24 protein-coding genes and 1 pseudogene are annotated in these 24,207 nt (G+C 61.8%); 20 read left to right on the top strand and 5 right to left on the bottom strand.

Annotation, left to right across the window (positions count from 1 at the left end):
* Window positions 1-136: 136 nt before the first annotated feature.
* Window positions 137-923 (bottom strand): annotated as a pseudogene (locus XB14_RS27820) (MauE/DoxX family redox-associated membrane protein).
* A gap of 55 nt (window positions 924-978) precedes the next feature.
* On the opposite strand from XB14_RS27820, the gene XB14_RS27815 reads away from it, so the two are divergent.
* From XB14_RS27815 to XB14_RS27730, 20 genes are all read left to right on the top strand, one after another.
* Window positions 979-1,380: a MerR family transcriptional regulator gene (locus tag XB14_RS27815; protein ID WP_077966678.1), complete on the top strand. Its 402-nt coding sequence runs from the start codon at window positions 979-981 to the stop codon at window positions 1,378-1,380.
* Between the two features lie 219 nt (window positions 1,381-1,599).
* Window positions 1,600-2,130: an RNA polymerase sigma factor gene (locus XB14_RS27810; protein WP_077966677.1), complete on the top strand. Its 531-nt coding sequence runs from the start codon at window positions 1,600-1,602 to the stop codon at window positions 2,128-2,130.
* 80 nt (window positions 2,131-2,210) lie between these two features.
* Window positions 2,211-3,146, top strand: a complete 936-nt coding sequence (locus XB14_RS27805; RefSeq protein ID WP_268802319.1) for a FecR family protein — start codon at window positions 2,211-2,213, stop codon at window positions 3,144-3,146.
* 222 nt (window positions 3,147-3,368) lie between these two features.
* A complete protein-coding gene (locus XB14_RS27800; protein ID WP_210190051.1) occupies window positions 3,369-5,885 on the top strand; it encodes a TonB-dependent receptor in 2,517 nt (838 codons plus the stop codon).
* Between the two features lie 298 nt (window positions 5,886-6,183).
* Complete coding sequence (locus tag XB14_RS27795; RefSeq protein WP_143348572.1) at window positions 6,184-6,669, top strand: hypothetical protein; 486 nt, start codon at window positions 6,184-6,186, stop codon at window positions 6,667-6,669.
* Between the two features lie 397 nt (window positions 6,670-7,066).
* The gene (gene ada, locus XB14_RS27790) at window positions 7,067-8,158 is read left to right on the top strand and encodes a bifunctional DNA-binding transcriptional regulator/O6-methylguanine-DNA methyltransferase Ada (RefSeq protein ID WP_077967784.1); all 1,092 of its coding nucleotides are present in this window, start codon (window positions 7,067-7,069) and stop codon (window positions 8,156-8,158) included.
* Between the two features lie 45 nt (window positions 8,159-8,203).
* A complete protein-coding gene (locus XB14_RS27785) occupies window positions 8,204-8,395 on the top strand; it encodes a hypothetical protein (RefSeq protein ID WP_077966672.1) in 192 nt (63 codons plus the stop codon).
* 267 nt (window positions 8,396-8,662) lie between these two features.
* Window positions 8,663-9,406, top strand: a complete 744-nt coding sequence (locus XB14_RS27780; protein ID WP_077966670.1) for a 2OG-Fe(II) oxygenase — start codon at window positions 8,663-8,665, stop codon at window positions 9,404-9,406.
* Between the two features lie 351 nt (window positions 9,407-9,757).
* Window positions 9,758-9,997, top strand: coding sequence for a hypothetical protein (locus XB14_RS32920; RefSeq protein WP_143348570.1), 240 nt, complete (start codon window positions 9,758-9,760; stop codon window positions 9,995-9,997).
* A gap of 325 nt (window positions 9,998-10,322) precedes the next feature.
* Window positions 10,323-10,928 carry a helix-turn-helix domain-containing protein gene (locus XB14_RS27775; RefSeq protein WP_143348569.1) on the top strand — a complete coding sequence of 202 codons (606 nt, stop codon included), beginning with the start codon at window positions 10,323-10,325 and terminating at the stop codon, window positions 10,926-10,928.
* 63 nt (window positions 10,929-10,991) lie between these two features.
* Window positions 10,992-11,870, top strand: coding sequence for a helix-turn-helix domain-containing protein (locus XB14_RS27770; RefSeq protein ID WP_143348568.1), 879 nt, complete (start codon window positions 10,992-10,994; stop codon window positions 11,868-11,870).
* 499 nt (window positions 11,871-12,369) lie between these two features.
* Window positions 12,370-14,343, top strand: coding sequence for an amidohydrolase (locus XB14_RS27765; protein ID WP_143348567.1), 1,974 nt, complete (start codon window positions 12,370-12,372; stop codon window positions 14,341-14,343).
* A 44-nt stretch (window positions 14,344-14,387) separates the two neighbouring features.
* A complete protein-coding gene (locus XB14_RS27760) occupies window positions 14,388-14,603 on the top strand; it encodes a hypothetical protein (RefSeq protein ID WP_077966658.1) in 216 nt (71 codons plus the stop codon).
* Window positions 14,604-14,926: 323 nt separating this feature from the next.
* Window positions 14,927-15,616, top strand: a complete 690-nt coding sequence (locus tag XB14_RS27755; protein WP_077966656.1) for a hydrolase — start codon at window positions 14,927-14,929, stop codon at window positions 15,614-15,616.
* Between the two features lie 186 nt (window positions 15,617-15,802).
* Entirely contained in the window at window positions 15,803-16,477 is a 675-nt protein-coding gene (locus XB14_RS27750) for a DUF1275 family protein (RefSeq protein ID WP_077966654.1), read from the top strand.
* A 56-nt stretch (window positions 16,478-16,533) separates the two neighbouring features.
* The gene (locus XB14_RS27745; protein WP_077966646.1) at window positions 16,534-17,700 is read left to right on the top strand and encodes a low temperature requirement protein A; all 1,167 of its coding nucleotides are present in this window, start codon (window positions 16,534-16,536) and stop codon (window positions 17,698-17,700) included.
* A 27-nt stretch (window positions 17,701-17,727) separates the two neighbouring features.
* Window positions 17,728-18,996, top strand: coding sequence for a patatin-like phospholipase family protein (locus tag XB14_RS27740; protein WP_077966644.1), 1,269 nt, complete (start codon window positions 17,728-17,730; stop codon window positions 18,994-18,996).
* Window positions 18,997-19,188: 192 nt separating this feature from the next.
* The gene (locus XB14_RS32915; RefSeq protein WP_143348566.1) at window positions 19,189-19,434 is read left to right on the top strand and encodes a hypothetical protein; all 246 of its coding nucleotides are present in this window, start codon (window positions 19,189-19,191) and stop codon (window positions 19,432-19,434) included.
* Between the two features lie 38 nt (window positions 19,435-19,472).
* Complete coding sequence (locus XB14_RS27735; RefSeq protein WP_077966642.1) at window positions 19,473-20,162, top strand: hydrolase; 690 nt, start codon at window positions 19,473-19,475, stop codon at window positions 20,160-20,162.
* Window positions 20,163-20,281: 119 nt separating this feature from the next.
* Window positions 20,282-20,677 carry a DoxX family protein gene (locus tag XB14_RS27730; RefSeq protein ID WP_077966640.1) on the top strand — a complete coding sequence of 132 codons (396 nt, stop codon included), beginning with the start codon at window positions 20,282-20,284 and terminating at the stop codon, window positions 20,675-20,677.
* A 27-nt stretch (window positions 20,678-20,704) separates the two neighbouring features.
* Here the strand turns inward: XB14_RS27730 and XB14_RS27725 are convergent, their stop codons facing one another.
* The 4 genes from XB14_RS27725 to XB14_RS27710 form a co-directional block, all read right to left on the bottom strand.
* Complete coding sequence (locus XB14_RS27725) at window positions 20,705-20,995, bottom strand: GNAT family N-acetyltransferase (RefSeq protein ID WP_143348565.1); 291 nt, start codon at window positions 20,993-20,995, stop codon at window positions 20,705-20,707.
* A gap of 546 nt (window positions 20,996-21,541) precedes the next feature.
* Window positions 21,542-22,645, bottom strand: a complete 1,104-nt coding sequence (locus tag XB14_RS27720) for an NADH:flavin oxidoreductase/NADH oxidase (RefSeq protein WP_077966628.1) — start codon at window positions 22,643-22,645, stop codon at window positions 21,542-21,544.
* Between the two features lie 123 nt (window positions 22,646-22,768).
* On the bottom strand, window positions 22,769-23,056 hold the full coding sequence (locus XB14_RS27715; RefSeq protein WP_077966622.1) for a XapX domain-containing protein: 288 nt from the start codon (window positions 23,054-23,056) through the stop codon (window positions 22,769-22,771).
* Between the two features lie 145 nt (window positions 23,057-23,201).
* Window positions 23,202-24,134, bottom strand: a complete 933-nt coding sequence (locus XB14_RS27710; protein ID WP_077966621.1) for a VOC family protein — start codon at window positions 24,132-24,134, stop codon at window positions 23,202-23,204.
* Window positions 24,135-24,207 lie beyond the last annotated feature (73 nt).

Below are 24,207 nucleotides of genomic sequence, written 5' to 3'. Positions count from 1 at the left end.
CGGGATCGCGATTGCGCGATCGGCCGTCCTGATTCCGTTTCCGATCCCTGTGCGATCGGAACGACGGAAGGCGATTACCGATCGAGCCCACCTCTTCCCATGTGGACGAGGAGCACCCGATCGGCAGCAAGCGCGACTACATGGCGTGCCCGGCGATGCCGAACGAGGCGGCGGCCATCCAGACGGCCATGGCGATCATCATCAGGTTTTCCGTAAGGGAGATAAAGCCGAGCGGGACGTTGCTCGATCCGCCGACGCACGCGCACTTCAACTCTCGCTTGTCGACGTAAACCGCCTTGAAGACCGATATGGCTCCCACGGTGCCTATGAAGAGGGCAACAGGAACCGACAACCAGTTCAGCGCGCCCGCGATCATCAGCACCCCGGCCAATGCTTCAGCATAGGGATAGATGTAGCCGTACGGCACCCAGCGCTTCGCCAGCAGGTCGTAGTTCAGGAACATCGTCGAAAAGCTCTCGACGTTCTGAAGCTTCAGCAAACCAAGCACGACCATGGAAAAGGCAATGAACCATTCCGCCGCCCGCTGCGAAAACGGATTGCCGTCGATCGCGAAACTCGCGGCCATCGCCATAAGCGCGGTCATCGTGAACAAGACGATCACCGGGCGATAGCTCGTTGCCTTTGGGTCCGCGACGCGCTTGCCAAGGAACCTTCGAAGGTCGTCGTATCCCCCCGACCCTGTCGTCTCCCATGAACACCTGCGGCGTCGTCGCCACGCCATGTTGCGCCTTGAAGGCGTCAGTCACTTCGCGCGTGGTCAAATGGCGATCGTCCACGTCATAGCCCGACCGCTTGAGCAAGTCCTTCGCCTTCAATCCGTACGGGCAGGTGTGCTCCGCCGTCACCATTCGATAGAGAACGGCCTTCTTGGGCGGGTGTCCCTGGTTCGTCCTGTCCAACATTTCACGTCTCCCTTCACTCTTGCGAAACCGTTGGCAGGACAATACGTTCCGTACCATGGTACGGAGTCAAGCCATGGAAACGACGATCGGAAAATTTGCAGCGGCCGGAGGCGTCGGCGTGGAAACCATCCGCTATTATCAGCGGCGGGGATTGCTGGACACGCCACGGGGATCGCAGGGTGCCCGGCGTTATGGCGACGAGGACCTACGGCGTCTGCTTTTCATAAGGCAGGCCCAGACGGCCGGCTTCACGCTTGAGGAAATCAAGGAACTTCTCGAGCTGGATTCCGGGGGAGACAGAGAGCGGGCGCGCCATCTTGCCAAGCGCCGCATCGATGCCCTGGACGCCAAGATCGCTGAACTCCAGCGCGCGCGTGAAGCGTTGAAGCGGCTGGTCGCCGAATGCGCGACCGGCACGTCCGGCCCTTGTCCGCTTCTTGCATCCTTCGATTTGTAGCGCCCGGCGATTTGAAAATCGCGGCGCCTCCCCTGCCAACAGGGTGCCGTTCGAAATCACGCAGCTGAATTGCAGGAAGCCAAACAAATTGATCGATGCCTGGAATTGGCATGAACGCTGCGTTGCAAATCTTTCGCGCGCCTGATAGAAAACATGATTATTATCATCATGTTTAAACACTGACGCGTAGTCCGTCGACAACCCAGAAAGCGTACGACGGTGGACGCGAAGAGAAAAGAATTGGCCAGGCTCTATGTGGCCGAACGCGGCCACCTGCAGCGGATCGCTTCCCGAAGGATCGGCCCGACCGCCGCCCCGGACATCGTGCAGGATGTGTTCGCCGCTCTTCTTGCAAAGGCCCGGGAGCATGTCACGCTTACTCCCTCCTATCTGGCCAAGGCGACGCGATACGTCGCCATCAGTCATTTTCGAGCGGAGACAAGACGGAAGGCTTTTTTCGACCGGATCACCGAAGAGCAATATGCGCCGCCAGTCGTCGGGCCGGACGACATTGCGGCGGCGCGAGAAGAGCTTCGGCGCCTTGAGTTTGCGCTGGCAAGCCTCCCGCTTCGAACCCGCCAGGTATTCATGCTCAACAGGTTTCACCACTGCACCTATGATGAAATCGCGCACGGTCTTGGCGTGTCCTACAGCACTGTGGAGCGTGAAATAGCCAAGGCGATCATGGCCTGCAGATCCGCGCGAGAAGAGCATCGGGCGCCTTCGGCACGACCGAATTCCTGCGATTGACGCGAAGCGCGAGAAACCGTCCATGTCAGATCCGTCGACTTTTTTTGCCGCGAGACAAGTCGCAGATCGAAAAAGAGGCTGTGGCCTGGTTCACGCGCATGAACGGCAAACCCACGCAAGAGGATGCGCAAGATTTCGAACGCTGGCTCAGCGCATCGCAGGCGCATCGTGCGGCGTTCGAAGACGTGGGATCCCTGTGGGTACGGATCGGATCGGCCGGCCGTCCTGTCGAGCAGGAATGCGGCGACCTTGCCGGTCCACTCCAGAGGATCGAACGGCAGCGGCGAAGGCGCCGCGTGGAGGCCGGAACCGTGGTGAGTTCGATCCTTGCCGCCGTGCTGGGAGCATGGCTCTGGCTCGACCATCCGAACTTTGTCCAGGACTTTTCCGCCGACTATGTCGCCGCGAGAGGCGAGCGCCGGACGATCACTCTTTCCGACGGTTCGTCGGTGCTCTTGGACGCCGACACGGCGATCGACAGCATCATCTCCGGTGCCGAACGTCGGATCCGTGTGCTTCGGGGCGCGGTGTCGCTGAAGGTTCGGCCATCATCCGTCCCATTCGTCGTCGAGGCCGGCGACGGCACGGCGCGTGTTCTCGGCACCGAGTTCGACGTTGCGCTCGACAGAAACGGGACTGTCGCGGTGACGCTTTCCAGCGGCAGCGTCGTGGTGTCGGTGGACGGACAACCACACGAGGTTCGCCTCAACCTTGGCGAAGAGGTCAGCTACGGCGGAACGGGACTGGGAACTGCGCGCAAGGTCGATCTCGAGGCGAGCACGGCATGGCACGAGGGGCGCTACATCTTTACCAACGAACGGCTGGACAACGTCCTCGACAAGATCGGACGCTATCGCAAGGGCAGGATCGTCTTGCTCGGATCGGAACTCAGCGAGCGGCGCGTCAGCGGCAACGTTTCCCTGGCCGACCCGAACGCTGCGCTCGCTGCGGTGCAAGCCTCAGTCGGCATGCGTGTCACCCATGTCGGCGAACGGTTGGTCCTCGTCGGACCCTAACGCCCCGCCGGATCAAACGTTCTTTGCGCATCAGATGTTTTTTCGTGAGGGTCTGCGCCTTTCTCCGGCGACTGAGCTTATGAGAAGGCAGACGACGTCAGCAAGACCATGCCTTCACCTGAGCATTGAAGGATGAGTGTCAAGATGACGGGCAGACATATGAAGCGTAGGGCGTTCGCCCTGCTGGCGACCACGGTTTTCGCAGTGGCCGGAAACGGGAGTTTGAGCGTTTCCCCCGCCGTCGCCCAGGCTGCTTCTCAAACATATGAGTTCAATATTCCCCCAAAGCCCGTCCGCCAGGCCCTCAACGATATCGTGCGGGAAACCGGCATCGACGTCACTTTCGCGGAAACCCCCAACGCTTCACTGGCCGGTCGACCTGTTCGCGGAACAATGAGCGCGGAGCAGGCGGTCGCCGCACTTCTGTCGGGAACCGGGCTGACATACCATTTCAGTGGCCCGCGCACGGTGTCGATCACTGACCGCAGCATTGCCGGTCACGCCGCTTCGGCTGAGGGTGGTGCGACGACGCTCAGTCCAATCATCGCCATCGCCAAGGACAGCCGAAATCCCGCCGACATCCCCTACGAGACGGCAGGCTCGAATAGCCATATCAGCGCCGATCAGATCGCCCGCGTGCCGCCGACGTCCGCTGGAGACATCTTCAAGAACGCGCCCGGCGTCATCGCCTCGGGGAACCGCGTCGGCGCCTCGGTCGATGTCAATGTTCGCGGCCTTCAAGGCCAGAATCGCGTCAATCTGATGGTTGATGGGACGCGCCAGAGCAGTCATTCCTACCGAGGCTATCGCGGCAGCCGGAACGAGGTCTTTATCGATCCGGACTTCCTGGGCGGCGTGGATATCGCCAAGGGCCCCGGCGCCGGTGCCGGTGGCGTCGGCGCAATGGGCGGCGTCATCAACATGCGCACGCTGGAGGGCACAGATTTGTTGGAGCCCGGCAAGGACTGGGCGCTGCGGGTCAAGGGAGGCGTGGGAGGCAACACGATCGCCCCGCCATCACCGGCGCTCAGTTTCGGCTACGATCCCATAACGCGCCCTCGTGAAGCGGGTTCGGACATCTTCAACGGGGATAGCTGGTCCGGAAGCATGGTCGGCGCGGTGGCCGGTGACGAATACGAACTGCTGGCCGGCTTTTCCCGGCGCAAGTCCGGCAACTATTTCGCCGGTTCGAATGGTCAATCGACCTATGCGGGCAAGGCGCTTTCTCCCATCGGCCCAGGCAAGGAGGTCTTCAATACCTCCCAAGACATGGAATCCTTCCTCGGCAAGGGCAGCATGCAATGGGGCGATGGTCACTCGCTCTCGCTGAGCTACATCTACTATGCCAACAAGTATGGAAACATCGACGAGAACTTCCTGCCATACATAAGCGGTCCGACGTCCTACTATCGCCTCGCGCAAACCGAACTTTCGAAGACCCAGACGCATACGGCAAAAGCCAGCTACGAGTATCAGTTCGCCCACGAAAACCTTATCGGCCTGAAGGCGAACGTCTGGCTGACGGATGTCGCAACCAAGGGCGGCATCGTCAATTACTACAGTGGCGGCACGACTGCGGGCGGCCGCGTCCTCAAATCGGTAGAGAGTTCCATAAGGACGCTCGGCGGCGATATCGCCACCGATTGGGAATTCGAGACCGGCGTCGGGACGCTGACGATGACCAACGGCGTCGAGTTCGTCCACGAAACTGCCAAGGAAAATGGAGAGTTCGGCATCACCGGCGCCTATGTCGGCGCCAACCCCAACGGCTCCCGGGTTCTCGCCAGTGCCTTCAACCAATCGAAGCTCGAGGTCAACGACTGGCTTTCGCTGATGGCCGGGCTGCGCTTGGATTACTTTGACAATCAAGGCGATCAGGATTCGCTGAAAGACTTCGATTACGCATCGGCCAGCCGATTGAACCCCTCGGTCGGGGTAACTCTGGAGCCTGTCGAGGGCCTGCAGTTCTTTGGCACTTATTCTCAAGGATGGCGGCCGCTCAGCCTGCGCGAAACCGCGGTCTCGATCGGCTTCACACCGAACCCCTACCTGAAGCCTGAAACGTCGGCGAACATGGAGTTCGGCCTCAACGTCAAGCACGACGATGTCTTCCGTGCCGGCGACTCGTTGAAACTCAAGGCCGCGTATTTCGACAGCAGCTACGACAATTTCATCGGGCGGGAGCGTTACGTCACGCCCGAAGGATTTTGGCTCTATCGTTGGGACAATATCGCCGACGCCACGTTCCGGGGATATGAACTCTCTGCATCCTATGACGCGGAAGTCTTCTTCCTCGAAGCGGCGGTAACCTATTATTCCGACGTGAAGTTCTGCCGCGACAAGGAAGCCAATCTGATCACACTCGTCATTCCAGCCGGCTGCGGCCTTGAAAAGCTGCCGTTCGACTACGGAATGATGAATGTGCCGCCGAAATACTCCGGCAGCCTCACGGTGGGAACCCGCCTGCTCGATCAGAAGCTGACGCTCGGCGCACGCGCCTATTTCTTCGGGGAGCGGGTCGGCGGATACGCGCACTACACCGGTTCCCACACGAAAGCGCCGGCCTATCACGCCGATCAGATCGTCGACCTGTTCGGCAGCTACAAGGTCGATGAGCACTCCTCTCTCGACTTCAGCGTCGAAAATCTTGGCGACAAATACTATCTGGATCCGCTGTCGACAGGCCTCGTCCCGTCGCCGGGAAGAACCTTCCGCGCAAGCTTTACGAGACGGTTCTAGCAAACCGTTGATAGAACCGTTCTTTTGTCTCGGGCAGGCCCATCCGGCACGCCAGAGGCATAAGCGATGCCGATTTGCCCCGCCGATCCTCGCGAGACCGTAGCGCTTGCGGCGCCTCAAGATGAAGAGCGCCGTGCGTGCGACACCTGCCGGATCATACCTGTCGTCCTTTTTCCGGACATGCGCGCAATCCGGTCCGGTTCTGCACAACGGGCGCCCCTGTGTTCGACAACTTTCCGAACACCATGTTCCGGATCGTGTTAGCCGATCGTTCGTCGGTCAACATCGAGGAACAGTCATGGCTGAACTTTCTGCAACGCGCGTCCCTGTGTCTCCCTTTCGACGAGCCGGGGCATCGGCGCTTCTCTTACTTGCCTTGACAAGCGTGCACCACGCCTACGGCGCCTACATCTATGAGACGCCATGGCGTCTCCACATCGTCCATCTGGCCGTGCCGGCAGCGATCCTGATCATCGGCGCGCTGATCGTCGGCTGGTCGAAGGCGACAACAGCGCTTGGACGGGCAGCATCCTGGCTGGCGGCCATTATCATCCTCGCCTTCCCCGTCGCGATGATCGGCATCTGGGAGGGCGGCTGGAACCATGTGCTGAAGAACGTTCTCTATTTCGGCTTCGGAGAAGATACGACGCGCCTGTTGTTTCCAGCGCCCATCTACCGGCTTCCGGACGACGTGATCTTCGAACTGACGGGACTTGCCCAATTGCCGCTGGCCATCGTTGCGGCGCTCAATACGATCTCCCTGTTGCGCGGGCCGGCTCGTTGATCCGCTTGCGCGTCGCAGGCGGTTACGGCGCCGTCGGCGGTCCTCTGTGCCAGGGCGCATCGATTGAATAGCGATGGGCTTCAAACGGAATTGGATTGAGGAGAATTGGCCTAACCATGCATGCTTGCGGCATTATTCGGGTGGCGGATCACCCATCACCGCAAGCAGACGGTGGTCGAGAACGCGATACCCGCCGCGTTCATAGGCAACAAGTGCTGCCCCGTTGCTGGCGGTCACAATCAGCACGAGGGAGCGTCGGAAACCCGCACGACCATCGATGGCCTGCGCAAGATCCGGGTGGGAACTTGTTCAATTCGAGAGCAAGGATCGGAGTGTGACCAGCACCTGATCGGAGGCACGATCGATCAACGACAAATTCGAGTGGAAGACCATGGACATGAACATTCGGCCCGCACCCACCCTTCACACCGCGCATCCATCCGTGGCAGACGATCCTCGCTGGCCGCTAATCGTTACCCGCGCCAAGTCTGCCGACGGTCAGTTTTGGTACTCCGTCTCGACAACCGGCATCTATTGCCGGCCCTCGTGCCCTTCCCGCACGGCGAACCCGAAGAACGTCGCCTTGCACGCTACGCTCGAAAGCGCACGGGCAACTGGTTTTCGCCCGTGCCGACGCTGCAATCCGGACGGCCCTTCGCTCGAATGCGAAAATGCCGCGCTGATCGCCAAGGCCTGCCGCCTCATCGAGGAGAGCGAAGAGGAGCCGTCACTGGAAGAGCTGGCGGCGACTGTCGGCCGCAGTCCAAGCTACTTCCACCGTGTGTTCAAGACATCGATCGGGCTGACCCCGAAGGCCTATGCCGCCGGCCATCGCGCCAAGAAGGTGCGAGAGGGCCTGGAAACCGGCACGAGCGTCACGGAGGCGATCTACGACGCCGGCTTCAATTCCAGCGGCCGCTTCTATGAGAAATCGACCGGCATGCTCGGCATGACACCGACGCAATACCGTGCAGGTGGCGCCAACGAGGAGATCAAGTTTGCGGTCGGCCAGACCACGCTCGGCGCGATCCTCGTGGCCTCGAGCACGAAAGGCGCGGCCTCAATCCTGCTCGGAGACGATCCGGACGAACTTGTGCGCGATCTCCAGGATCGTTTTCCGAAAGCGCGACTGATCGGCATGGACCGCGAATACGAGGCTCTGATCGCGCGCGTTTGTGGCTTCGTCGAAAACCCCGGCATCGGCCTCGACCTGCCACTCAACGTCCGTGGCACGGCGTTCCAGCGGCGGGTATGGCAGGTCTTGCAGGAGATCCCCGTCGGCGAGTGCGTGTCCTATTCGGAGATCGCTCGACGTATCGGCGCACCGAGCGCCACGCGGGCAGTCGCCGGAGCATGCACTGCAAATAATATCGCGGTCGCCATTCCCTGCCACCGGGTCGTGCGCAACGACGGCGCGCTGTCCGGCTATGCCTGGGGCGTCGACCGCAAGCGCGCGCTGCTCGATCGGGAGGCTCCACAGACCGCATGACGCCACGGGCGGGAACCAATCGCTCCGAGGCGGGACAGGACGACGATGAGGCTGATCTTCGACCGCGCTCAGTGGGCGGCAATGGCCGTGACCGCCATGTTCCCCGGCCTGCCGGAAAGCTCGATTGCGCCGCCGATGCTGCTTTACGGCAATCACATTCTACCATCTGCAAACGGCGGCGCCGCGCGGTCGCCGACGAACGCAAGGCCTCCGCATGAACTTGCTCTGTCGCTATGATGAATCCGTTGCATTTCTTTCCAGCCATGACGACGACTGATGGAGCGCTACGCCTCTGGACCCCGCGCCCTTTTTTTCCCGTGCTGCGATGTGCGTGCGCCCCTCGGCCAACCGGACAAGTCGATTAGAGGATAAGAAACGGAGTTCTTCACCCTGCGCGCTTGCGTAGCTTCAGGCAGCGAGAAGGTAGTGCCTCGCGCTTGCTTGCATCAGACCGGGCTTCGCGCACGATCGGAGCGCAAGTGGGTTCTAGAAGGAAGCCACGGTATGAACAAGATTGCGAACAACATGGCCCCTGCGGATGCGTCCGCGGAGGCCCGAATAGCCACCTACGACTGGAAGGCGCTCGCCGGTGAGCTCGACGGCTTCGGCTGCGCTGTCCTTCCTGAACTTCTCACGCCCGCAGAATGCAGCAGTATCGCGTCGCTCTATGCCGACGAGACCCATTTCCGCAGCCACATCATCATGGCGAGGCACGGCTTCGGAAAAGGCGAATATCGCTATTTCAAGTATCCGCTGCCCGATCTCATCGACGGAATCCGTACCGCGCTCTACCCGCGCCTTGCTCACGTCGCCAACGCCTGGAACGAGCGGATGGGACTTGGCGAGCGGTTTCCCGGCGAGCATGCCGCGTTCCTGGAGCAATGCCACGAGGCCGGCCAGACCCGGCCGACGCCGCTGCTGCTGCAGTATGTACCGGGCGACTTCAACTGCCTTCACCAGGATCTTTACGGCGATATCGCATTTCCGATCCAGGTGGCGATCCTGCTCTCCGAGCCGGGCCGTGACTTCACAGGCGGCGAATTTGCACTGACCGAACAGCGTCCGCGCATGCAGAGCCGCGTCGAGGTCGTGCCGCTCAGGCAGGGCGACGCCGTCGCCTTCGCCGTCCACAACCGTCCGGTCCAGGGAACGAAGGGAACGTACCGCGTCAACCTGCGTCATGGTGTCAGCCGCGTCCGGTCGGGCATGCGCCACACCCTCGGCATCATTTTCCACGACGCGCGATGAACATGCGACGCCGGCGCTGCGGCTTCGCAGCGCCGGTGTCCTTTGGGTGTCGGATCGAGGTAATCCGGCAGCTCCCGATCGAGGAGCGCGTTTGGCGGCAGCCGAGAGCCGGCCATTGCAGCTACCAGCAGGGATAGAGCGCATAGAGCCGGGCCCAAGCCTCGAATGCGCGCTCAGTTCGGAGCGGATCTCCGAGTTATTGCGAGAGCGAGAACTCTTTCCTGAGCCCCACCCCCTCGATGATTCGAACGGCGGTCCGCCACGCCGTCACATCTGGGGTTATCTGACGGCGCTGAAGAACATCAATGCGGTCTGACGCTGGAGCCGTAAGTCGCGACGGATAGACAAGCCATGATGACATTGCTGCAACGGTTGCATTCCATTGCCGCTCAGCGTGGTGACGGGCTGCGTCCAGAACTGCGCAGGGCTTTCACGCCGTCATGGACCTGGTCAGAGGCCGAGCGAATGGATGACACGGCGGCCGGAGAAAATTTCGGCGGGAACCCCGCTGATGCGAAGGAAGAGGGCTCACGATCTGCCCAGGTCGTGGCCATGCCGCAGCGAAAGCGCAATGTTCGAATCCCGAATTGAAAGCGTTCGCCGCCTTTGAGGCCGCCTTTTCGCGGAGCGGCGAGGTCGGTGCGCCGTCGCGTTGCACGTCGACACGGCCTGAAATACAGTCTGGACGCCGAACCTTCGGCAAGATCGTTCCAGAGATGTCGCCAAGGAATGCGCGTTGAACCTAGTTAGCAAAGACATGGCATGCGTTGGCGTCTGCTTCGGGACGCCGGAGGCCCCCTGCCTGACCACCGTTCCAATTCGCGCCGCGACCTTTTCCGTGACCAGCATTTGCCGGGAACTGAGGGCCGACGGCGAAAACGATGTCCGGCTCCCCGCCTCCGAATGCTATTTCCTCATGCTCTATCTTGAGGACGCCGAACATGCCGACATCCGAGCGGATGGTTCCTGCACCGAGCGTCGCCATTTCGCACGCGGTACGATCTGTCTCGTCGATCTCGCGGATGGGGCGACCATCCGTCTCCACCGTCGGCTGCGCTCGCTGGCCTTCGTGTTGCCGAGGACCCTGTTCAGCGAGACCGCGGAATTGTCGCCGGAAACCGGACCACGCAGACTGATATGCCGTCGCGGCGAAGCGGATCCGGTGCTTTGCAATCTCGGTACGGCGCTCCTTGCGTTCTTTTCCGGTACCGGAACAGCCCCCGCACCGCTGCGCCCTGTGGCGGTCGCCATCTGCGCCCACCTCCTGCACCGGTATGGCGAGCCGTTCGGGGGACGCGATCGACCGGCGCAAGGAGGCTTGATGCGGGAAGGATCCAAAGCCACGCTTCAGCCAATTGCCGCACAAATCGAAAGCGCGAAGTCACATCTCGCCAACCATGCTCTCTCGCTGGAGGACATTGCACGCGTCTGCGGTTTTGACAGCCTCGCACACCTTGAGAAGGTCTTTGTCGGGGAAACAGGCGTCATGCCCTCAGCTTGGCGGCGACGGGGCCTCCATTAGTCCAATTGCTTCAACGAAGAATGTTGGGCAGTCTTTCATTCGCCCGTGAGTTGGGAGTGCGCGATGTACAGGCAGTCCGCCCAAGAAAAAAGCCAGGAGCCGGACGCCATACGCCGATCGTTCGTCGATGCGTCCCCGATCTCCATTATGCGGTTGAAGTCCGATCGGGAAGACCTGGCGCCAAGCCCGGCGAACGCGCGCGAGGACGCCTTCGGCATCATCACGCAATTGCGCGATTTTCGGCTACATCGACTTTGGCGTGGCAAGTCGCTGATCTTCGAAGGCGGCCACCGGGAGGGGGCACTTGCCATCACCGACCTGCGCGAGGAATGGCGTTGCCATCATCTATCGGCCTTCGACAATGTACGCTTCCGGATACCCTTTCAGCATGTGCGCGACTTCGCCGCTGAAATCGGGCGGCCCGACCTGATGGGGCTGGAATGTCCGCCCGGTACGATCGACCCCGTAATCCTCGGCCTGGCGCACGCGCTGCTGCCGGCGCTGGAGCGACCGAAGCAGGCCAGCCGGCTCTTCATCGATCAGGTGGCGCTCGCGATCATGACGCATCTCGCGCAGAAATACGGCGGCTTGTATATTCCGGGCGATCGCAAGGGAACGCTGGCTCCCTGGCAGGAAAAGCGTGCGTTGGAGTACTTGGCCGCGCGGCTCGACGGGCACCTATCGATGATGGATCTCGCGAAAAGTTGCGAACTCTCTCGAAGCTATTTCATCCAGGCCTTCAAGGCGAGCTTCGGCCAGACACCGGTGCGTTGGCTCACGGAGTACCGCATAGCCCGCGCCAAGGAATTGTTGCTCCAAGATGTACCCATCGCCGAGATCGCCATTCGCTGCGGCTTTGCCGATCAGAGCCATCTGACCAGAAGCTTTTCGCTGATCGCGGGCACCACGCCCGCTCGCTTCCGGCGTGACAGGCGCACCTGAGTCCGTCGAAGGCGGTAACAGCGGGTTTTGACCAAAGCCATCACGCGTGGTCGGCGCCACGCCGACCCATTGGCGGCGCAACGGGCGGCAAGATCAGCGAAAAACAGCGGACGTCCCAGAGCCGATTTTCGCTGCATAGAGGTGAGAATTTTCAAAAAGCAGACATTCCCGACAAGAAACGGCAGCGGAATGGACGCAATATTCGGGAAACAGTCCCGCAACCGGCAACTGATCAGGGAGAAGCCGATGATCCTGGCAACCACGCCACCATCCTCCAGCCTTCTCGTCTCACCCATGCTGGCGCCGACAATCCGTTCGCCAAGCCGGTGACCTCAAGGGCAATTGGCACCCCCTTCTTCTGCGCCTCTTTCCCAACAATGGCACCGTCATCTGCCGCGTGGCGGCAGATTGATCCTGCCATCCACCCCTGGCCCCCGCGACACATCAAGCGCTGGCGCCGGGCGCCCGGCAACAGTTTCAAAGATAGGAAACCTGCATAATGCCCACACGGCGCAATTTTCTCGGCGCAACCGCCGCCGCCTTAACCTTGGGCAGAGCAACCGCGGCCCACGCCCAACAGACCGGAGACCCCACGATGACGCCCGACCTGATCCTCACCAACGGCCTTGTGACGACGCTTGACCGCGCCAATCCGGCTGCGACCGCCATTGCCGTCAAGGACGGCCTGATTCTGGCCGTCGGCGACGACAGGACGATCATGGCGCTGGCCGGCTCCGGCACAAAAGTCATCGACCTCAAGGGCAAACGCGTGCTGCCGGGGCTCAACGACAACCACACCCACGTGGTTCGCGGTGGACTGAACTTCAACATGGAACTGCGCTGGGACGGCGTGCGCTCGCTCGCCGATGCGATGGAGATGCTGAAGCGCCAGGTGGCGATCACGCCGGCGCCGCAATGGGTGCGCGTCGTCGGCGGGTTCACCGAACACCAATTCGCGGAAAAACGCCTGCCGACGATCGACGAGATCAATGCGGTGGCGCCGGATACGCCGGTGTTCCTGCTGCATCTCTATGATCGCGCCCTACTCAATGCCGCAGCGCTGCGCGCCGTCGGTTATGGCAGGGACACGCCCAACCCGCCGGGCGGCGAGATCACCCGTGACGCCAACGGCAACCCGACGGGTCTGCTGCTTGCCAAGCCCAATGCCGGCATCCTCTATTCGACGCTCGCCAAGGGGCCGAAGCTGCCCTTCGACTACCAGGTCAACTCGACCCGTCACTTCATGCGTGAGCTCAACCGGCTGGGCGTCACCAGCGTCATCGACGCCGGCGGCGGCTTCCAGAACTATCCCGACGACTATGCCGTCATCCAGAAGCTCGCCGACGAAGGCCAGATGACGGTGCGGCTCGCCTACAACCTCTTCACCCAGAAGCCGAAGGAAGAGAAGGACGACTTTTTGAAGTGGACCTCGTCGGTCAAATACAAGCAGGGCAACGACTACTTCCGCCACAACGGTGCCGGCGAGATGCTGGTGTTTTCCGCCGCCGACTTCGAGGACTTCCGCCAGCCGCGCCCTGAGATGGCGCCGGAGATGGAGGGCGAGCTCGAAGAGGTCGTTCGGGTGCTGGCCGAGAACCGCTGGCCCTGGCGGCTGCACGCCACCTATGACGAAACCATCAGCCGCGCGCTCGACGTGTTCGAAAAGGTCAACAGGGATATCCCGCTCGAAGGCTTGAACTGGTTCTTCGACCACGCCGAGACGATCTCCGACCGGTCGATCGACCGGATCGCTGCCCTTGGCGGCGGCATCGCCACCCAGCACCGCATGGCCTACCAGGGCGAATATTTCGTCGAGCGCTACGGCCACGGGGTGGCGGAAGCCACACCGCCGATCAGGCGCATGCTGGAGAAGGGCGTCAACGTGTCGGCCGGCACCGATGCCACCCGCGTCGCCTCCTACAACCCTTGGGTCTCGTTGTCGTGGATGGTGACCGGCAAGACCGTCGGAGGACTGCAGCTCTATCCGCGCGCCAATTGCCTCGACCGCGAGACGGCGCTTCGGATGTGGACAGAGAAGGTGCAGTGGTTCTCCAACGAGGAGGGCAAGAAGGGGCGGATCGAGAAGGGACAGTTTGCCGACCTGATCGTGCCGAACAAGGACTTCTTCTCCTGCGCCGAGGATGAGATCTCGTTCCTGACATCGGAGCTGACCATGGTCGGAGGCAAGATCGTCTATGCCGCCGGCGACTTCGCCTCCCATGACGAGAACAAGGTGCCGCCGGCAATGCCCGACTGGTCGCCGGTCCGGACCTTCGGCGGCTATGCCGCCTGGGGCGAACCGGAGGGTGCCGGCAAGAACTCGCTCCGGCGCACCGCGATCACCTCCTGCGGCTGCGCCAGCAATTGCGGCGTACACGGCCACGACCACGCCGGCGCCTGGACGTCGAAACTGCCGATCGCCGATCTCAAGGGCTTCTTCGGCGCTCTCGGCTGCTCCTGCTGGGCAGTGTGAGGTCAGCGGCACCTTCAATGGCAACTCTCCCGGAGGAACGAGGAATGAAAAACGTAGCCGGCACAGCCGCCATAGCGGCGGTCTCGATCCTGATTGCCTCGTCGGCCGCCTTCGGCGATGACCGTGCCCCGTCAAAAGCCAAAGTCCGCTCCTCCGGGGCAAAGGTGGTTGTGAACCAGCCGCCGCCGAAGGCAGGCGCCTATTACAAGGGCGTTTCTCGGATGGCGTTCAGCAACCTCAGATGGCCGCAGCCCCGCTGAGGAAACCAGAGCATCCGCATTCAGCGGATGTTCTTGAAACAAGGCGCTCGGGCAACGTCGCCCTCATCTGAACGCCCGGCGCTGCAGGTTTCCGCACGGTCGGCCCGTTCCGATGCTTTGCCCGGAGCTCTTGCCATGACGGACCTTGGAGTGGAACCTCTGCCGATTATTGCAACACGAGCAATTCATTCGCAATTATTATTGCAATTCAGCGACGCAAACCACTCCGCTACACCTGTTCTCACCAAACAAGTTCACCACAGACCGGCGAAGACCAGGCACTAGCGCCCGCCTTCCCAACCAGCTCAAAGAGGAGAGAGACCATGTCCAAACTCGAAGTCCTGACCCCGCAGAACAGCCAGCTGATCTTCATCGACCAGCAGCCGCAGATGGCCTTCGGCGTCCAGTCGATCGATCGCCAGGCTCTCAAGAACAACGTCGTCGGCCTCGCCAAGGCCGCAAAGGTCTTCAACATTCCGACGACCATCACCACCGTCGAGACGGAATCCTTCTCCGGCCACACCTATCCCGAACTGCTCGCCGTCTTTCCGGAAAACGACATTCTCGAGCGCACCTCGATGAACTCATGGGACGACCAGAACGTGCGCGATGCGCTCGCCAGGAATGCCGCCAACGGCCGCAAGAAGATCGTCGTCTCGGGCCTGTGGACCGAAGTCTGCAACACCACCTTTGCGCTCTCGGCCCTTCATGACGTGCCGGACTACGAAATCTACATGGTCGCCGATGCCTCCGGCGGCACGTCGGCCGACGCCCACAAATACGCCATGGACCGCATGGTCCAGGCCGGCGTCATCCCGGTCACCTGGCAGCAGGTGCTGCTTGAATGGCAGCGCGACTGGGCCCGCAAGGAAACCTACAATGCCGTCACCGCGGTGGTGAAGGAACATTCCGGCGCCTATGGCATGGGCATCGATTACGCCTACACCATGGTCCACAAGGCTGGCGAACGCGTCACCCACGGCAAGACAATCGGACCCAACCCGGCGAAGTAAGCATCGTTGTGTCCTCCGGTTAGTCGGCCAGACGCGCCGGAGGACACACACCGTCCTGCCGAGGTTTGAGGCGCAATCGTCGCCCGCTTCACGCAAGGCCAGGGAACAAAGGCCAGGCAACACCTGGCGTCGACGGTTTCACTGAAATCGACAAGGTTACCCAAATCAACAGGGGAGCGGCACAGGATGCTGACGATACTTCGCGGCAAAAGCAATTCGCTGGCGCTGGCGTTCATTTCCGGGTTCGCCGACGCGCTCTTCTTCATTCACTTGGGCGGTCTTTTCGTTGGGCTGGTCACCGGCAATGTGGTGCTTCTCGGGCTGGGTCTCGTCGGCCACGAGAAAGGTGGTTTGCGCGGTCTTCAGATCATGTCGTTTCCTCTGTTCATGGTGGGCGCAGGATTGGCCGCAATCATGGTCGCCTGGATCAAGCCTCTCGAGCGTGCAACATTCTGGACGCTCATTGTTGCCGCAGTCGCCTTCGCGACCTCCGCCCTTCTTGCGATCTTCGATGCCGGGCCGGTATCCGCCTGCGCGCTTCTGGCCGTCACGGCGATGGGAATGCTGACGGCAATCGAGCGGCTCGACCCAAGGCTCGGCCCACCGTTTTCGCTGATGACCGGTAACATCGCCGGCCTTGCGGTCGCGGCGGCCCGCCGCGTCGTCGGCTATGCCGAAAAGCCGGAAGAGTGGGGCCAGTCGCTGACGTCGATTATCCTGGTGCTCGGCTTTGTGCTCGGGTGTGCCGCTGGCGCGCTTGCGCAAGTCACGGTAGGCGTTGCGGGAATGCTCCTGCCTGCTCTCCTGCTGCTGCTGGTCGGCCTCTTCTATTCACCGCAAAGCACGAAGAAACCGAGCTGAACGATGGCCGCCCCCGTTTTGCCGCCTCCAAGCGTAATCTCGTGAGGGAACCCACCTTGTCCGCGATCGCCGTCTTCAGCCTCGCCCCGCGCGATCGCGACGAGGCCAACCGCAGTTCGACCTCGCTCGAACTGATGTTCGATCTTGCCACCGTCGTCGCGGTGGCCGCCGCCGCCCACGGCCTGACAAAGGACATTGAAGCCGGCGAACTGGCGCCCGGCATCGTCCGGTTTGCGTGCAGCTTCTTCATGGCCTGGCTGGCCTGGGCGAACTACACATGGTTCGCCTCGGGCTATGACAACAAGTCGGCTGCCTTCCGGGTGTTGACGATGGTCATCATGTTCGGATCGCTTACCCTTGCCGGTGGGATCCGAAGCGGCCTTGGCGATCAACCCCATTGGCTCGTCCTCATCGGTTTCAGCATCATGCGGCTGGGCATGATCGTCCTCTGGCTCGGCGCGGCCAACGGGGATCGGCATGCCCGTCCGGCAGCCCTGCGCTACGCGGCCGGCATCGGCGCCATGCAGGTCTACTGGAACACCCTGATCATCACCGTTTCGCCTGAAGCGCCGCTCTACTTTCCACTCTTTGCGCTCGGCGCCGCCGGCGAGCTGGCTGTGCCGTTGCTGGCCGAGCGCGGGGCCGCCATCAACTGGCATCACGGACACATCATCGATCGCTACAACTCATTCAACATCATTGTCCTTGGCGAGTGTTTTGCCGCCATCGCCCTGATCATCTCGGATCCGGCGACGCCGGAACTCAGGCACTTCTGGTGGGCGACCCTGTGCGCCATCATCGCGTTCTCGCTGTGGGGACTCTATTTTGACCGCAACGAACAACTGCTCAGCCGCAAAGCGCGCACCGTTCTGACCTGGGCCTACGGACACTGTCTTCTTTTCGCCGCCGGAGCGGCGACGGCCGCCGGTTTTGCCGTTTTTCTCAGCGTCGCCGAGAATACGACCGTTTCGCAAGAGCTTGCCGCGCTTGCCGTCGGCATACCGATCGCGGTCTACCTGAGCGCCCTTTGGCTCGTTCGCGACCGGGCGTCCAAACACGGCTCGATGCACTGGCTTCTCCTGGCGGTGGCGGCGCTCGTGCTCGCAAGCACCGTGTTCGCCTCGCACGCTCTGGAAGTGAACGCAACTTTGCTGGCGGTCGCTGTAACGATACGCCGCCGACTGTATCCGGCAAGCCCGCGCGAGGGCGGCGAACGCGACTGAAAAATCGAGGATCGGCAGGAGATCGTGATGGAGGAGCAGAGGGCGATGTCGCTACGAGCAAGCATTTTTGCGCGCTATCCGGAATTGCGGTCCAAAATCATGGCGCTGCTGTTTGCATCTCTGCTGACGGCATGTGTCGCGGGTCCCGAGCGTGTCTCCGTTCCCGCAGAACAGGCGTCAGTGGCGCAGATCGAGCAGGTGGACCTTGCCCGTTTCTGGGGGGACGAGGTCACCCCCACTTTGCGCTCGCTCATTACACGGCAGTATATGCAGACGCGGGACGCGGTTCGCTCGAGGCGGCGCCCGTCCGCCGCCGTCGACCATGTCGATTTTCTCGCCATTTCGGGCGGAGGTGCTGACGGTGCCTTTGCCGCCGGATACCTGACGGGCTGGACCGAGAGGGGCAACCGGCCGCAATTCGAGGTCGTGACCGGCATCAGCACGGGCGCCTTGGCCGCCCCCTTTGCCTTCCTTGGCCCGGGTCATGACAGGGAGCTGCGTGAGGTTTTTACGCAGTATGGCGACCGCGATATCTATCGAAACCTCGGCTTGCTTGGCGTGATGGGCCGAGGCCTCTACGACAATGGGCCGTTGCGGCAATTGATCGGCCGCTATCTCACCGAGGACATGGTCGAGGAAATCGCGGACGAGTACCGCATCGGCCGGCGTCTGCTGATCCAGACCACCAACATCGACGCCCAGCGCCCCGTTGTCTGGGACCTGTCCGCGATCGCCGCTAGCGCGCGCACCGATCGTCGAGACCACATGATCGACATCCTGCTCGCGTCTGCGGCCATACCTGCAGTGTTTCCGCCGGTTCGGATCGATGTGAGCCTGGATGGCCAAGCCAGACAGGAACTGCATGTGGACGGCGGAACGGTAGCGCAGATCTTCTTTGCTCCTCCCGATATTGAGCTCTCGGGATATGAGAAGCGCTACTTTGGTCATGCCCGCTCGCGAACGCTCTATCTGATCCGTAACGGGCGATTGACGCCCGAATACGCCACGACCAAGGAGACGGCGCTCGGAATCGCCCGCCGCTCGATCGATACACTGATCAAGTATCAGGCGATTTCCGATCTGATGCGTCTACAGCTTCAGACGACGGTTGCCCGCGGTCAGCTCTATTACGCATCGATCCCGGATCGGTTCGCGCTGGAACCGAAATCCGAATTTGATCGAAGCTACATGCAACAGCTTTTTGCCGCCGGCCACGAGGAAGGCCGTCTTGGGCGGTGGCGAAAGCAGCCCCCGCTCACGCCGGTGCAAGCGGCCGAGCAGCGCAATCCTGGCTGACGTTCGACGCTTCTTCGATCTTCTCCCACGAAGCCGGGAGCCGACGTGCAGCCGCAAGCGCTGCCCGATCGCCGTGGATGATCACGGGCGACCATTCTAAGCGCTTTCGACAAAAAGCCGACTTTACATTCAAGCCGCGGACACGCCGGGCCACTATCTTTTCGGCCGCCAGCCATTCCATGGAGCACAAGAATGATCTCCATTCCTCGCCTTCCGACGACCGACGAGCCATTGATTCTCGTCGCTCACCAGCAGCTCGGAAAAGCCTTCGGCGCGGGATCCGGCAATCACCGTCAGCGCCGGATTCACGAGATCACGATTATTGCAACACGAGCAATTCATTCGCAATTATTATTGCAATTCAGCGACGCAAACCACTCCGCTACACCTGTTCTCACCAAACAAGTTCACCACAGACCGGCGAAGACCAGGCACTAGCGCCCGCCTTCCCAACCAGCTCAAAGAGGAGAGAGACCATGTCCAAACTCGAAGTCCTGACCCCGCAGAACAGCCAGCTGATCTTCATCGACCAGCAGCCGCAGATGGCCTTCGGCGTCCAGTCGATCGATCGCCAGGCTCTCAAGAACAACGTCGTCGGCCTCGCCAAGGCCGCAAAGGTCTTCAACATTCCGACGACCATCACCACCGTCGAGACGGAATCCTTCTCCGGCCACACCTATCCCGAACTGCTCGCCGTCTTCCCGGAGAACGACATTCTCGAGCGCACCTCGATGAACTCATGGGACGACCAGAACGTGCGCGATGCGCTCGCCAGGAATGCCGCCAACGGCCGCAAGAAGATCGTCGTCTCGGGGCTTTGGACCGAAGTCTGCAACACCACCTTTGCGCTCTCGGCCCTTCATGACATGCCGGACTACGAGATCTACATGGTCGCCGACGCTTCCGGCGGCACGTCGGCCGACGCCCACAAGTACGCCATGGACCGCATGGTCCAGGCCGGCGTCATCCCGGTCACCTGGCAGCAGGTGCTGCTTGAATGGCAGCGCGACTGGGCCCGCAAGGAAACCTACAATGCCGTCACCGCGGTGGTGAAGGAACATTCCGGCGCCTATGGCATGGGCATCGATTACGCCTACACCATGGTCCACAAGGCTGGCGAACGCGTCACCCACGGCAAGACAATCGGACCCAACCCGGCGAAGTAAGGGGGCATTTCCCCCCGCCCTACAACGATACGACCGGCCTCGCATGAGGCCGGTCAATTTTTTGAGTGCTCCGGATCACGTTCACACTGACCTGCCCGGTCGACTGCAAAGGAAAACTCATGCGCGCTTCGTCCAACCAGCTAGCCCCCTATCTGCTCAGCCTGTTGCGGGTCGTCTCCGCCCTCGTGCTCTTCAGCTACGGAACGCAGAAGGTGCTCGGTTTTCCGGCAAGCGATGGCGGACCGCCCATTGGCTCCCTGCCCTGGATTGCCGGACTGTTCGAACTCGTCCTCGGCTTCGCACTGCTGGTCGGCTTCAAAAGTCGGCTATCCGCCTTCGTCCTCTCCGGCGTCATGGCGTCGGCCTATTTTCTCCGCCATGCCCCGCAGGGTTTCTATCCCGCACAAAACGGCGGTACGGCCGCCATCATTTTCTGTTTCGTGTTCCTCTACCTCGCTGCCGCAGGCGGAGGACCCGTCAGTGTCGATGCGGCGCGCGGTGACGCGAAGGTCTGACGGCAGGCTCCGGCCCGGTCGCGCCGGTCAACCGTCGACGACGTCGCCATAATCCAGATGACGGGCATACCAGGCGGCGACAAAGGGGCAACGGATGACGACCTTCCGGTGGCTGGCCCGCACGAGATCGAAAACGCCGGTCACCAGCCGCGACCCGATCCCGCGACCGGACAGCTCTTCGGGGACTTCCGTATGGATCAATACCAGGCGCCCCTCCTCCACGCGGTAGTAGACGGCGGCGATGCCTCCGTCGACCACAAGCTCAAAGCGATGCAACTCTGGCCGCTCTATGACGATGTTGTTCTCGGACTGGTTCACGGAGTGCCTCTCTCTTCTCCGGCCGGGCGTCAGCCGGCCTGTTGCAAAAACTTAGCTATGGGCCTCGTAGCTCGATCTCGATGGCTGGCCGGCCTCTCGCGTCCAGATGAGATCTAGACGATACCGTGTCACTGATCTTGAAGCACCCATTGCTGTTTGGGCGGAACCATTGGCAAAAGACGCTCCGGGTTGGGCAACACGCTCGCTTCTCGAAACCTGGCGCACATGCGAGCCGGGGTTGACGCCTCCTTGGCCCGTCGAAGTTGCGGCCGGAGAAGACGACCTGCTTATCCAGGCGTATCGATACCCAAGTGTAGTTACGTCGGACGCGGCGCAGGTCTACGCTTCGACCGTCGCCTCGCTTCCCGGCGACAGACCGTATCCTCCAGTCTCGGCTTCGGTATCCCCTCCCCGAAGCCCCGGGCCGCCCCGGCCCGCTAAGACCGCCTCCTGCCGCAGGAGGCGGTCTTCTTTCGCCGGTGTGATCGGAGAAAGGTCAGGATGCGATCTGACGTCGACCTGGCGCGCGTCGGTCCGTACCTCGGCCTAAAGGTCGAAGAGATGACGAAGCTGCCGGGGCTGCGATCGCAGATACTGATCGGGCGCCCACACCCGCTCGCCGAAATGCGCCGCCGCATGCCAGGGCCAGCGGGGATCGTAGAGGATGGCGCGGGCAATCGCGACGAGGTCGGCATCGCCCATCGTCAGGATTGCTTCGGCCTGCTCGAACTCGGTGATGAGGCCGACGGCGATGACCGGCATCGCAACGTTTTCTTTGACGGCGCGCGCAAAGGGGACCTGATAGCTTGGGCCGGTGGCGATTTTCTGGTGGGATGCGAGGCCGCCCGACGAGACATGAATGGCCGAGCAGGCGCGGGCTTCAAGCGCCCGGCAAAAGGCGACCGTTTGCTCTAAATCCCAACCATCGTGCGCCCAGTCGGTCGCCGAGACGCGCATCGTTACCGGTCGGTCCGCGGGAAATGCCTCGCGAACGGCCTCGAAGACTTCGAGAGGAAAACGCATGCGGTTTTCCAACGTCCCACCATAATCATCCGTACGCTGATTGGAGAGCGGCGACAGGAACTGATGCAGGAGATAGCCGTGCGCTCCGTGTATCTGGACAGCGTCCAACCCTAGAGCCGCGGCGCGCCTGGCGGCATCGGCGAAGGCCGCACGGATCTGCGCCAGGTCACTGCGATCGAGCGCTGCCGGATGGTCATAGTCCTCGCGGAAGGGGACGGGGCTCGGCGCGACGGTCTTCCACCCACCCTCGTCCTTCGGATTGATCTGGCCCCCGCCTTTCCACGGGACTTCGCTGGAAGCTTTGCGTCCGGCATGGCCGAGCTGGATCGCGATCGGCATGTCGGACCACCGTCGCACGCCGTCCAGAACCTGGCCCATGGCGCGCTCGCAGGCATCCGAATAAAGCCCGACATCACCATAGGAAATGCGGCCCTCCGGCAGGACTGCGGTCGCCTCGATGGTGAGGACCGCCGCTCCCGACAGGGCCAGATTACCGAGATGAATAAGATGCCAGTCGTTCATCTGCCCGTCGGTCGCCGAATATTGGCACATTGGCGCGATGACGATGCGGTTTCGCAGCGTAAGCGACCCTATGTCGAAGGGTGAAAAGAGCCTGGTTCCGCTCATGATCGTTCTCCAGAGATCGACGGGGCCGCTCGGGCAGCCCGTCAAAGTTTCGCTGTTTGCCTGTGAGGTTGCAATGCCGGTGTCGAGCAGACTTGCCCGTAAGCGCCGGCTCCCGGCGCGGGCTCAACTGTCGGACGTGACGCGAACCCGTCGCGTTGCTGCCACGTCGCTGCGGTCTTCTCCCCTTGGCATGTGACCGAACATGTGAGGTTTGATCTGGTTGATCCAGGAAATCACCGCCGGCTCCTTGCCCCAGAGAGTTTTGGCAAAAGGAACGATCTGTTCGCCGACGAGAATTCCAAGAAGGCCGACGAGCGCGATGACCGGCGGCGCCGGCGAGCGAACGTTGAGGAGGCTGTAGACAACACCGACCAGAAGTCCGGCGCCGAGTGACATCAGATAGAGTTTCATGACGGTGATCCTTGATTGGTGTGGTTGCCACTCCGATCCAGCGGGTCAGAGTGGCATTGCCTGTCGCTTCATCGGCCGCATGGGGGCCGATGCGTTTCCCAGGGAGGCTGCGCTGCGTGCGGATGGCACCGGTCAGGCGCCGATCTCATGCAGCAAGCGGAACGAGGTTCGCCTCGATCTGGTTGCGGAAGGGCTCGTAGCGGTTCGGCAGCTTCAGAGCCTCGCCGAGATGGGCGGTGTCCTCGTCGTGGTCGAAGCCGGGTTCGTTGGTTGCGATCTCAAACAGGATCCCGCCCGGTGTGCGGAAGTAGATCGCCCAGAAATAGTCGCGATCGATGACGGGCGTGACCTGGTAGCCGGTGTCCATCAGGGCCTTGCGCACTTCGAGTTGCTTTTCACGGTTCTCGACCGCAAAGGCGATGTGATGGACCGAACCCGCACCCTGACGCGCAAACGGTGTCTTCGGCAGCGCGGCCAGGTCGATCGTGTCTGCACCGTTGCCGCCGGGAATGACGAACCGCGTGACATCTCCTTCGACTTCTGACCGCTCATAGCCCATGAAACGCAGGAGCTCCTCGGTCGCCGCCGTGTCGTGAAGGTTGAAACGCGCACCGCTGAAGCCGCGGATGGCATTGGCTTCGGAAATGCCCTCGGCAAGCCAGGGGGCGCGGGCATCCTCGGCCGATTCGATCAGGGCAAGGCCGTCACCATCGGGGCCGGTGAAGCGCAGGCGTTGGGCACCGAACACCGTGTCGGCCTGAATACCGGCCACACCTTGCGCAACGAGCCGGTCTTTCCAGAAGGACAGCGCCCCCTTGGGAATGGAGAACTGCGTTTCGCCGACTTCGCCGACGCCCGGCCGCCCGATCATCATGTGCGGGAACGGAAAGTACGTCATGACGGTACCGGCCGTACCCTTCTCGTCGCCATAATAGAGGTGGTACACACTCGGATCATCGAAGTTGACCGTCTTCTTCACCCGGCGAAGACCGAGCGTGTCGGTGAAGAACCTGTTATTCTCTCGCGCATCCGACGCCATGGAAGTGACGTGGTGCAGTCCCCTGATATCCTTGATCATGGCCGTGCCTTTCTCATTGACGTTGTTCGTTGATGGGAAGAGATGTACGCGGCTTGATTACCTCGCGGAATTG

Source organism: Ensifer adhaerens (assembly GCF_002007205.1).
In the GTDB taxonomy this organism is placed as follows: domain Bacteria; phylum Pseudomonadota; class Alphaproteobacteria; order Rhizobiales; family Rhizobiaceae; genus Ensifer; species Ensifer adhaerens_D.
Note: the sequence above shows the minus strand (reverse complement) of the source record. Positions and strands in the feature narration are given on the sequence as shown.